Source organism: Pseudomonas thermotolerans DSM 14292 (assembly GCF_000364625.1).
In the GTDB taxonomy this organism is placed as follows: domain Bacteria; phylum Pseudomonadota; class Gammaproteobacteria; order Pseudomonadales; family Pseudomonadaceae; genus Aquipseudomonas; species Aquipseudomonas thermotolerans.
Genome location: NZ_KB822612.1, coordinates 51,178 through 60,586, shown reverse-complemented (window position 1 = coordinate 60,586; position 9,409 = coordinate 51,178). Strand labels below are relative to the sequence as shown.

Below are 9,409 nucleotides of genomic sequence, written 5' to 3'. Positions count from 1 at the left end.
GGGGCGTTATTTCCATGCACGATCCGCACAACGAGCGCATGAGCGGCCGCGAGACTCGGGCCGCCGGAGGCCTGGCGCTGGTGTTCGCCTTCCGCATGCTCGGCATGTTCATGGTGCTGCCGGTACTGGCTACCTACGGAATGGACCTGGCCGGCGCCACGCCGGCGCTGATTGGCCTGGCCATCGGTGCCTATGGGTTGACCCAGGCGGTGCTACAGATCCCCTTCGGCATGCTCTCCGACCGCATCGGCCGGCGTCCGGTGATCTATGCCGGCCTGCTGGTGTTCGCTGCCGGCGCGGCGCTGGCGGCCCAGGCCGACTCCATCTGGGGAGTGATCGCCGGGCGCATCCTGCAGGGCGCGGGGGCGATCTCCGCGGCGGTAATGGCGCTGCTGTCCGACCTGACCCGCGAGCAGCACCGCACCAAGGCGATGGCGATGATCGGCATGAGCATCGGCCTGTCGTTCGCCGTGGCCATGGTCGCCGGTCCGCTGTTGACCCGTGCCTTCGGTCTGCCCGGGCTGTTCTGGGTCACCGCCGGCATGGCGCTGTTGGGCATCGCCGTGGTTGCCCTGGTGGTGCCGCGCGCCGCCGGCCCGTTGCAGCACCGCGAGTCCGGAGTGGCTGGCGCGGTGCTCTGGCCGACTCTGCGCCATCCGGAGCTGCTGCGCCTGGACGCTGGCATCTTCGTTCTCCACGCGGTGCTGATGGCCAGCTTCGTGGCCCTGCCGCTGAGCCTGGTGGAGAACGCCGGGCTGCCCAGGGAGCAGCACTGGTGGGTGTACCTGACCGCGCTGCTGATCGGCTTCTTCGGCATGGTGCCGTTCATCATCTATGGCGAGAAGAAGCGCCGCATGAAGCAGGTGTTGGGCGGCGCCGTGGCGATGTTGCTGCTCTGCGAGCTGTTCTTCTGGGCCTTCGGCGGCAGCCTGGGCACCCTGCTGCCGGCCACCGTGCTGTTCTTTACCGTGTTCAACCTGCTCGAGGCCTCGCTGCCCTCGCTGGTCAGCAAGGTAGCGCCGGCCGGCGGTAAGGGCACGGCCATGGGCGTATACGCCACCAGCCAGTTCCTGGGCGCGGCCCTGGGTGGGATTCTCGGCGGCTGGCTGCTCCAGCAGGGCGGTCTGTCGGCGGTATTCCTGGGATGTGCGGTGCTCTGTGCACTGTGGCTGGGATTTGCTGTTACCATGCGAGAACCGCCGTATGTGACCAGTCTGCGTTTCCCCCTGCCGCCCTCCGCGCTGCGGGATGCCGGGCTGGCCGAGCGCCTGCTGAAACTGCCCGGCGTGGCGGATGCCATGGTGGTGGCCGAGGAAGCCGCGCTGTACATCAAAGTGGATTCTGAACAATTGGACCGCACGTCCATCGAGTGCGCGATCAATGCCGCGCCGGCGTGCTGAAGCCTAGGAGAACGTTTATGGCCCGAGGGGTTAACAAAGTCATTTTGCTCGGCAACGTCGGTGGCGACCCGGAAACCCGCTACCTGCCCAACGGCAATGCGGTGACCAACATCACCCTGGCCACCAGCGACAGCTGGACCGACAAGCAGACCGGGCAGAAGCAGGAGCGCACCGAGTGGCATCGCGTGGTGTTCTTCGGCAAGCTCGCGGAGATCGCCGGCGAATACCTGCGCAAGGGGTCTCAGGTCTACGTCGAGGGTCGCCTGCAGACCCGCAAGTGGACCGGTCAGGACGGCCAGGACCGCTACACCACCGAGATCGTGGTGGACATGAACGGCCAGATGCAGCTGCTCGGCAGCCGCAACTCCGGCGACGATGCCGCGCCGCGTCAGCCGCGCCCGGCTCCGCAGCAGTCCGCCCCGCGCCCGGCCCCGCAGGCTCAGCCGGCGCCGCAACCAGCGGCCGACTACGACAGCTTCGACGACGACATTCCGTTCTAATCGCAGCGCCATCGTCGCCGGCGCAGGCTAAGCAACGGCCAGCTCATGCTGGCCGTTGTCGTTTCGGACTAGGCCCTTTCCGCCTGCACCGCGCTCGGTGACCACCGAGCCGGCCTGACCGTCAACCCACTGCGTGACTTCGGCGCCGAGGCGAAGTGCCGCACGCTATAGTGACGTACGGGGCCGAAAAGCCGCAGAATGTCGCTTCTGCTCCGTTCGGAGCCAACTCTCGTGCTTATCGGTGGGTTTCCAGACCAATCATGCGAATGCGGTTGTTACTACTGGGGGGCGGCAACGCCTTGGGGCAGGCCCTGCTGCATCAGGGGGCAGAGGAGGACATCGGCTTCCTCGCGCCTCGCCCGCCGGACGGCGGCTGGGATGCGGCGAGCCTGACCCGGCTGCTCGACGATACCCGGCCGGATGCGCTGATCAACCTGGCCTACTACTTCGACTGGTTCCAGGCCGAGGCGGTGAGCGAGGAACGCCTGGCTACCCAGGAACGCGCCGTGGAACGTCTGGCCGAACTCTGCCAGCATCACGGCATCATCCTCCTGCAACCCTCCAGCTATCGCGTGTTCGACGGCGCGCGCGCCACCGCCTACAGCGAGAAGGACGAGCAGATCCCTCTCGGCCTGCGTGGCCAGGCGCTCTGGCGAGTCGAGCAGAGCGTCCGCGCGGCCTGTCCGCGGCATGTGCTGGTGCGTTTCGGCTGGCTGCTCGATGAAAGCCCCGGCGGGTTGATCGACCGCTTCCTCAAGCGTGCCGAGCGCCACGCGGAGCTGCGCCTCGCCGACGACCGGCGCGGCAATCCGACCCCGGTGGACGACGCCGCACGGGTGCTGATCGCCGTGCTCAAGCAGCTGGACTGCGAGGCTCCTCTGTGGGGCACCTATCATTACGGCGGCCACGAGGCGACCACCGCGCTGGCGCTCGGCCAGGCGATCATTGAAGCGGCCCGTACCTACCGCCCAGCGCTGGTCGACGAGGTGCTCCCACAGCCTCACGCCGCTCGTCCGGATGCCGCCGAGGAACCGCAGCACGCGGTGCTCGCTTGCAGGAAAATACTCAACACCTTCGGCATCAAGCCCCGAGCCTGGCGCGCCGGCCTGCCGGCCGTGCTGGAGCGCTACTACCGCCATGCCTGAGCGGCATTCGGCGGTCATTCCTGGAGAAACGTGATGGAACACTCAAGCCCTGTCTTGGTTACCGGCGGCGCTGGCTTCATTGGTTCGCATCTGGTCGATGCCCTTCTTGCGAGGGGATATGCGGTACGGGTACTGGACAACCTGTCTACCGGCAAGCGGGCCAATCTGCCCCTGGACAACCCGCGCCTGGAGCTGATCGAGGGAGACGTTGCCGACGCCGCACTGGTGCGTCGCGCGGTGGCTGGCTGCCGGGCGGTGGCGCACTTGGCGGCGGTGGCCTCGGTGCAGGCCTCGGTGGACGACCCGGTGGCCACCCACCAGAGCAATTTCATCGGCACCCTCAACGTCTGCGAGGCGATGCGCGAGGCGGGCGTGCGCCGTGTGCTGTTCGCCTCCAGCGCCGCGGTCTACGGCAACAACGGCGAAGGCCAGGCGATCGACGAGGATACCCCCAAGGCACCGCTGACTCCCTACGCTGCGGACAAGCTGGCCAGCGAGCACTATCTGGACTTCTACCGTCGCCAGCATGGGCTGGAGCCGGCGGTGTTCCGCTTCTTCAACATCTTCGGCCCGCGCCAGGATCCGTCCTCGCCCTATTCGGGGGTGATCAGCATCTTCACCGAACGGGCCCTGGCCGGCACGCCGATCACGGTGTTCGGCGACGGCGAGCAGACCCGCGACTTCGTGTATGTCGGCGATCTGGTCAAGGTGCTGGTGCAGGCCGTGGAGCTGCCGCAGGTAGCGGCGGGGGCGGTGAACGTCGGTCTGAACCGCGCCACCAGCCTCAACCAACTGCTGGGAGCGATCCGCGAGGTGCTCGGCGGCCTGCCCGAGGTGCGCCATGCCGAGGCGCGGCCGGGCGACATCCGGCACTCGCGGGCCGACAATCGCCGTCTGCTGGAGCGCTTCGCGTTCGCCGAACCGACCTCGATCCGTGACGGCCTGGCCCGTCTGCTCGGCCGTTGAGCCTGAGTGGCCGGGGCGGTCCCGGCCACTATCCCTTCCGCAGTTTTCCCGGCCCTCAAAACAAGACACCCCGAACCTGTCGGGGTGTCTTGTCGTGTTTGGGCGCCGTGCGGGGCTTAGAACTTGTAGCCCAGGCCGACCATGTAGACCCAGGGCTTGACGTCCACGTCCACCTTGGCGCGTACGCCGAGGTCGACGTTGTCGACGTAGGCCTGGGTGTCGATGTCGATGTAGCGGATCTGGCCGTTGATCATGATGTTGTCGGTGAGCATGTAGTCGGCACCGATCTGTGCGGCCCAGCCCCAGCTGTTGGTGGCCTGCAGGTTGCGGAAACCGTTGGCTTCGGCAGCGCTGCTGGTGTCGCCGTCCATGAACCAGGTGTAGTTGATGCCGGCACCGACATAGGGCTGGAAGGCCGACTTGGAGTCCAGGGGGTAGTAGACCAGGCTCAGGGTCGGCGGCAGGTGCTCCAGGGTACCCAGCTTGCCGTTGGCCGTGCCCAGGCTTGCGCCCTTGACATGCACGTCATGCTTGAAGGGAGTGGCGGCCAGCAGCTCGACGCCCAGGTTGTCGGTGAGCATGTAGGCGAAGTTCAGGCCCAGCTGGGTGTCGTTGCTGACGGTGGCCTTGCCGCCCAGGTCGGTGCCGGCCAGGCTGCCACGATCGACCTTCACGCCGGAAGTGTTTTCATCGGTCTGCACGGTCACGGCACCGGCGCGGACGATGATGTCGCCGGCCTGGTGGGCCTGAACCAGCGGGCTGGCGGCCAGGGCCAGGGCAGTCAGAGACACGGCTGCGAGAGACTTGTACATGTAATGCTCCTCAGCATTGATACGGTTGGCTGGGGGCACTATGTGGCAAGCGGGGCGGGCAAGTATTGATCCAGCTCAATAGCTAGCTAATAAGAAGGGGCCTTCTTAAGCCTGTCGGCCCCGCGGAGCCTCATTCGACGTATTGGTAGGGGGAGATCCTGTCCGCCGCCATCTGGTAGCCGGCCTCCGCCAGCTCGCTACTGCTCGGCTCGACCCGCAGCTGCCCCTCCACCCAGAACGGCTGGTACAGGGCATCCAACGGCACGCCCTGCGTGCTGCTGACGTGCACGATCTGGTTCGACGGCGGGGGCGGCACGTGGATGCAGGCGCCGTAGTAGGGGACCAGCAGGAAGTCGGTCACCCGGCCCGCCTCGCTGACCTCCAGCGGCACTATGTAGCCGGGCAGCCTGACCTGCTGGCCATGCAGCGCCCTGACCACCGGCGCGGCCGGCGCCTGCTGGCGGGCCGGCGGGCCCGATTCGGCGGCCAGGGCGTCGGCCAGCTGCGAGAGGTCATGCAGGGGCGCCTGGGAATACGCCACCGGCGGGGCATCCGGCGGAATCAACTCGGACCAGCTCAACTCGCGCGGCTCCGCCCGGACGGTACCGGCCAGCAGTAGGGCGGCGAACAGCAGATGGCGGAACATCGGCCTCCTCACAGGCGAATAGTCAAGCCGTCGGCCAGGGACTGCCGATAGGCGCGCCAGGCCGGCAGCGCACTCAGAAGCAGGGCGGCGCAGAGGATGGTGCCGAGCAGGGCCCACTCGTGGGCGCCGGGCAGGGCCAGCGGCAGGTATAGACCGTAGCGGCTCTGCACGTAGCCCTGGCTGGCAGCGATGGCCAGATAGAGCAGGGCGAGTCCCAGCAGCACCCCGGCCAGGGTCAGGGCGAAGGCTTCCAGGACCAGCAGGCTGGCGACGTGCCAGGGGCGCGCGCCCACCGAGCGAAGGATGGCCATCTCGCGGCGGCGTTCGTTGAGGCTGGTGAGGATCGCGGTGAGCATGCCGATCAGGCCGGTCAGCACTACGCACAGGGAGACCACGAACAGCGCCTGCTCGGCGGTGCCCATCAGGCTCCACAGTTCCTGCAGGGCGACACCGGGAAGGATCGCCAGCAGCGGCTCGCCGCGGTACTCGTTGATCTCCCGCTGCAGCGCGAAGGTGGCGGCCTTGCTGTGCAGGCCGAGCAGGAAGGCGGTGATCGCCTTCGGCTGCAGCTTCATCTGGCGGGCCTGCTCGGCGCTGATCCGCCCGGCGCCGCGGGCCGGCACGCCGTTATGCCAGTCGACGTGCAGCGCTTCCATGCCGGCCAGGCTGATGTGCAGGGTGCGGTCTACCGGGGTGCCGGTACGCGCCAGGATGCCCACCACGCTGAACGGCTTGTCGTCGTGCTGCACTAGGCTGACGCTGGCCACTCCGTGGGCCAGTACGATGCGCTCGCCGAGCTGGTAGCCCAGGGCCTCGGCCACCTCGGCGCCGAGCACCACCTCGAAGGGATCGGTGGCGAAGGCTCGCCCGGCACTGAAGCGCAGCGGCTGGCCACGGCCGTAGTGGTAGTGCGCGAAGTAGGCTGGGCTGGTGCCCATCACCCGGTAGCCGCGGTGCGAGTCGCCCAGGGAGATGGGGATTGCCCACTTGACCCGCGGGTGCTCGGCGAAATGCTGGAAGCTCTCCCATCGGATGTTGTTGGTGGCGTTGCCGATGCGGAACACCGAATAGAGCAGCAGGTTCAAGCTGCCCGATCGGGCGCCGACGATCAGGTCGGTGCCGCTGATGGTGCTGGCGAAGCTGGCCCGTGCCTCGCTGCGCACCCGTTCGACGGCCAGCAGCAGGCACACCGACAGGGCGATGGCGAGCACCGTGAGCAGGGCAGTGAAGCGGCGATTGGCGAGGCTCCCCAGGGCCAGGCGGAACAGGTACATGCTCAGATCTCGACGGGCTTGGTGGCGCGGTTGAGTTCGGTCAGGGACAGGCTGCGGTCGAACAGCCCGGCCAGGCTCTGGTCGTGGCTGACGAACAGCAGGCTGGCCCCGGCGGCGCGGCATTCGGCGAACAGTAGGTGCAGGAACGCCTCGCGGGCATCGGTGTCAAGGGCCGAGGTGGGCTCGTCGGCGATCACCAGCTCCGGTTGGCCGATCAGCGCGCGGGCGGCTGCCACCCGCTGCTGCTGCCCGATGGAAAGGGCGTCGGCGCGCCTGCCGAGCAACCCGGCCGGCAGGCCCAGGTGTTCGAGCAGCATAGTGGCGGCCTGGCCGACGCTGCCGTGACGCTGCCGGGCCCGATCGGCGCGCAGCCGCGAAAAGCGGCAGGGCAACTCGACGTTCTCGCGCACCGAGAGGAAGGGCAGCAGGTTGAACTGCTGGAAGATGTAGCCGATGTGGTCGACACGGAAGTGGTCGCGGCGCCCGGCGGACATCCGCTCGAGCTGCTCGCCGAGCAGGCGGATGCTGCCGCGTCCGGGCGTTTGCACGCCGCCGAGCAGGCCCAGCAGGGTGGTCTTGCCGCTACCCGAGGGGCCCTTGAGGAACAGGGTCTCGCCCCGCTCCAGGCGGAAGCGGGGAATGTCCAGCAGCTCCGCCTGGCCGGGCCAGGCGAAGCCGAGATCGGCAAGTTCGAGCAGTGGTTGGCTCATGGCGAGGTTCGGGAAGTCCAGAAGGGCGCCGTTCGGTCAGAACAGCAGGCGCGGGTTGTCCGGGGTCAGTTCCGCGCCGCGCTGGCCAGCGGGGCCGATCAACTGCGCGGCGAGCCTGTGGGTGGCCGGGAAGCGGGCGAAGAAGGCCGCCAGGTCCAGGGCCTCGAGTCGCTCGGGATGCGCGCAGGTCAGCCGGTAGCTGGCGCGGATATCGCTGTGCCCATGATCATGCTCGTGCTCGGCGAACAGCCGACCCTCCAGCTCCTGTGCGGCGAGGGTGCAGGCGGCCGCGGCGGGAAGCGCGACCAGTTCCAGGGGCTGCTCCAGCTGGGCGCGGAGCGCGGCGACCCTGGCGCGCTCTTCCTCGTTGTGTGGCGCATGTTCGAAACCGATGAGGTTCATGGCCGGACTTTCCAGGTTCAGCTCCAGTATCTGCCCATCCAGTGCCAGGTTGAGGATGGCAACGCCGTGCTCGTGCGTGCGGAGGCTGGCGTGTTCGTGCTCCTGGGCGGTCAGGATGGGAGACAGCAGGGCGAGGGGCAGGGCAAGCAGCAGGTGGCGCATGGCAAGCTCCGATCACGATGAATTTGTTATGTTATAACTCTAGATTCGGCGAGGCAAGCCGTCTTGGCGGCGTTCCTCCGGCGTGGGAGCATGTCCGTGAATAGCAAAGAGGAGAGCACGATGCTGCGGATTCGCGGAACCATCGGCGACTGGCCGGTGGACCTTGCGCTGGAGCTGGACGCGGAGGGCTGGCGGCAGCTGGCGGCGCATCTGCCGGGTGCTACCCAGGCCACCCACGTGTCGGAGGCAGCGCCTGCGGCCACGCGGGACGATGGGCTCTGGCGCAATGCCCTGGAGCTGCTGCGCCAGGCCGGCAGCATGGAGGGCACCGCCCTGCTGGACGCACTGGAGGGGCTGGCCGGCAGCCCGGCGGCGGGAAAGCGCCTGCTGGTGCGCCTGCGGCATCACCCCCGGGTGCAGGTGGACAGCGGCGAGGACACGCCGCTGTATCGCTGGCTCGACTGAAGGCTCAGTAAAGCGCCTGGTAGAGCTTGCGGCGGTAGGCAGTGACCAACGGATGGTCGCCGCCGAGCAGCTCGAAGACCTGCAGCAGGGTCTGGTGTGGCAGGCCGTTCTGGTAGCCGCGGTTGCGTACGAACAGCTTGAGCAGGGCCTCCAGCGCTGCCTCGTATTGCTGGCGTGCCAACTGGTGGATGGCCAACTGGTAGGCCGCCTCGTCGTCCTCGGGGTTCTGCGCCAGGCGGCTCTTCAGCAGGGCGGCCTCGGGCAGGTCGGCGACCTGGCGGAGGAAGGTCAGCTGGGCGCGGGCGGCGGCCAGCGCCTGCTTGTGTTCGTCGCCCTGGACCGCGTTCAGCACCGTCTCCGCCTCGCCCAGCTCGCCGCGTTCGGCCAGGCAACGGGCATAGAGGATCAGCGCCGCGCCGTTGCCATTGTCCTCGCTGAGCAGGGCCTTGAGCAGGTTTTCCGCCTCGGCGAAGCGGCCCTCGGCGAACAGCGTCTGGGCGTCTTCCAGGGGCGCGTTGACGGCCGGTGCCGGGGCCTGCACGTGGGGTTCGAGCATGGCGCGGATCGCCGATTCCGGCTGGGCGCCGGCGAAGCCGTCGATCGGCTGGCCGTTCTTGAACAGCACCACGGTGGGCAGGCTGCGGATGCCGAAGCGGGCCACTATGTCGTGCTCGACGTCGCAGTTGACCTTGGCCAGCAGCAGTTCGCCCTGGTAGCTCTCGGCGATCTGCGCGAGCAGGGGCATCAGGGCCTTGCAGGGGGCGCACCAGTCGGCCCAGAAGTCCACCAGCACCGGCTTGTGGAAGGAGTTCTCGATTACCAGTTGCTCGAAGCCGGCGGCTCCGGATACGTCGAAGATGTAGGGCGTGTCGCTCATGATCGGTCTCGGATGGCCAAGTGCGTTGAATATGGATAGATGCGGGCGGC

Annotated in this window: 11 protein-coding genes; 5 read left to right on the top strand and 6 right to left on the bottom strand. The window is 68.0% G+C overall.

All coding sequences use genetic code 11. The features are described from left to right. Window positions 1-14: 14 nt before the first annotated feature. The 4 genes from H165_RS0111775 (at window position 15) to H165_RS0111760 (ending at window position 4,011) form a co-directional block, all read left to right on the top strand. Window positions 15-1,400: an MFS transporter gene (locus H165_RS0111775; RefSeq protein ID WP_017939139.1), complete on the top strand. Its 1,386-nt coding sequence runs from the start codon at window positions 15-17 to the stop codon at window positions 1,398-1,400. Window positions 1,401-1,417: 17 nt separating this feature from the next. Then, window positions 1,418-1,900 carry a single-stranded DNA-binding protein gene (locus tag H165_RS0111770; RefSeq protein ID WP_017939138.1) on the top strand — a complete coding sequence of 161 codons (483 nt, stop codon included), beginning with the start codon at window positions 1,418-1,420 and terminating at the stop codon, window positions 1,898-1,900. 260 nt (window positions 1,901-2,160) lie between these two features. Next, window positions 2,161-3,045, top strand: a complete 885-nt coding sequence (locus H165_RS0111765; protein WP_026146578.1) for a sugar nucleotide-binding protein — start codon at window positions 2,161-2,163, stop codon at window positions 3,043-3,045. A gap of 33 nt (window positions 3,046-3,078) precedes the next feature. Further along, window positions 3,079-4,011: an NAD-dependent epimerase/dehydratase family protein gene (locus H165_RS0111760; RefSeq protein WP_036987142.1), complete on the top strand. Its 933-nt coding sequence runs from the start codon at window positions 3,079-3,081 to the stop codon at window positions 4,009-4,011. Window positions 4,012-4,127: 116 nt separating this feature from the next. Here H165_RS0111760 and H165_RS0111755 read toward each other — a convergent pair whose 3' ends face one another. The 5 genes from H165_RS0111755 to H165_RS0111735 form a co-directional block, all read right to left on the bottom strand. Continuing rightward, a complete protein-coding gene (locus tag H165_RS0111755) occupies window positions 4,128-4,823 on the bottom strand; it encodes an OmpW/AlkL family protein (protein WP_017939135.1) in 696 nt (231 codons plus the stop codon). A gap of 130 nt (window positions 4,824-4,953) precedes the next feature. After that, window positions 4,954-5,469, bottom strand: a complete 516-nt coding sequence (locus H165_RS0111750; protein ID WP_017939134.1) for a DUF3299 domain-containing protein — start codon at window positions 5,467-5,469, stop codon at window positions 4,954-4,956. Window positions 5,470-5,477: 8 nt separating this feature from the next. Beyond that, window positions 5,478-6,743 (bottom strand): ABC transporter permease, encoded by a 1,266-nt coding sequence (locus tag H165_RS0111745; protein ID WP_017939133.1) that lies wholly within the window; start codon window positions 6,741-6,743, stop codon window positions 5,478-5,480. Window positions 6,744-6,745: 2 nt separating this feature from the next. After that, window positions 6,746-7,453 (bottom strand): ABC transporter ATP-binding protein, encoded by a 708-nt coding sequence (locus H165_RS0111740; RefSeq protein ID WP_017939132.1) that lies wholly within the window; start codon window positions 7,451-7,453, stop codon window positions 6,746-6,748. Window positions 7,454-7,489: 36 nt separating this feature from the next. After that, the gene (locus H165_RS0111735; RefSeq protein WP_017939131.1) at window positions 7,490-8,017 is read right to left on the bottom strand and encodes a DUF2796 domain-containing protein; all 528 of its coding nucleotides are present in this window, start codon (window positions 8,015-8,017) and stop codon (window positions 7,490-7,492) included. Window positions 8,018-8,137: 120 nt separating this feature from the next. Here H165_RS0111735 and H165_RS0111730 point away from each other — a divergent pair, with 120 nt between their 5' ends. Next, the gene (locus H165_RS0111730; protein WP_017939130.1) at window positions 8,138-8,482 is read left to right on the top strand and encodes a hypothetical protein; all 345 of its coding nucleotides are present in this window, start codon (window positions 8,138-8,140) and stop codon (window positions 8,480-8,482) included. 4 nt (window positions 8,483-8,486) lie between these two features. Here the strand turns inward: H165_RS0111730 and trxA are convergent, their stop codons facing one another. Next, complete coding sequence (gene trxA, locus H165_RS0111725; RefSeq protein ID WP_017939129.1) at window positions 8,487-9,359, bottom strand: thioredoxin; 873 nt, start codon at window positions 9,357-9,359, stop codon at window positions 8,487-8,489. Window positions 9,360-9,409 lie beyond the last annotated feature (50 nt).

Coding starts and splice junctions, on each gene's coding strand:
- H165_RS0111735 (WP_017939131.1), bottom strand. CDS start 8,017: ATGCGCCACCTGCTGCTTGCCCTGCCCCTCGCCCTGCTGTCTCCCATC.
- H165_RS0111730 (WP_017939130.1), top strand. CDS start 8,138: ATGCTGCGGATTCGCGGAACCATCGGCGACTGGCCGGTGGACCTTGCG.
- H165_RS0111745 (WP_017939133.1), bottom strand. CDS start 6,743: ATGTACCTGTTCCGCCTGGCCCTGGGGAGCCTCGCCAATCGCCGCTTC.
- H165_RS0111765 (WP_026146578.1), top strand. CDS start 2,161: ATGCGAATGCGGTTGTTACTACTGGGGGGCGGCAACGCCTTGGGGCAG.
- H165_RS0111770 (WP_017939138.1), top strand. CDS start 1,418: ATGGCCCGAGGGGTTAACAAAGTCATTTTGCTCGGCAACGTCGGTGGC.
- H165_RS0111760 (WP_036987142.1), top strand. CDS start 3,079: ATGGAACACTCAAGCCCTGTCTTGGTTACCGGCGGCGCTGGCTTCATT.
- H165_RS0111740 (WP_017939132.1), bottom strand. CDS start 7,453: ATGAGCCAACCACTGCTCGAACTTGCCGATCTCGGCTTCGCCTGGCCC.
- H165_RS0111775 (WP_017939139.1), top strand. CDS start 15: ATGCACGATCCGCACAACGAGCGCATGAGCGGCCGCGAGACTCGGGCC.
- trxA (WP_017939129.1), bottom strand. CDS start 9,359: ATGAGCGACACGCCCTACATCTTCGACGTATCCGGAGCCGCCGGCTTC.
- H165_RS0111755 (WP_017939135.1), bottom strand. CDS start 4,823: ATGTACAAGTCTCTCGCAGCCGTGTCTCTGACTGCCCTGGCCCTGGCC.
- H165_RS0111750 (WP_017939134.1), bottom strand. CDS start 5,469: ATGTTCCGCCATCTGCTGTTCGCCGCCCTACTGCTGGCCGGTACCGTC.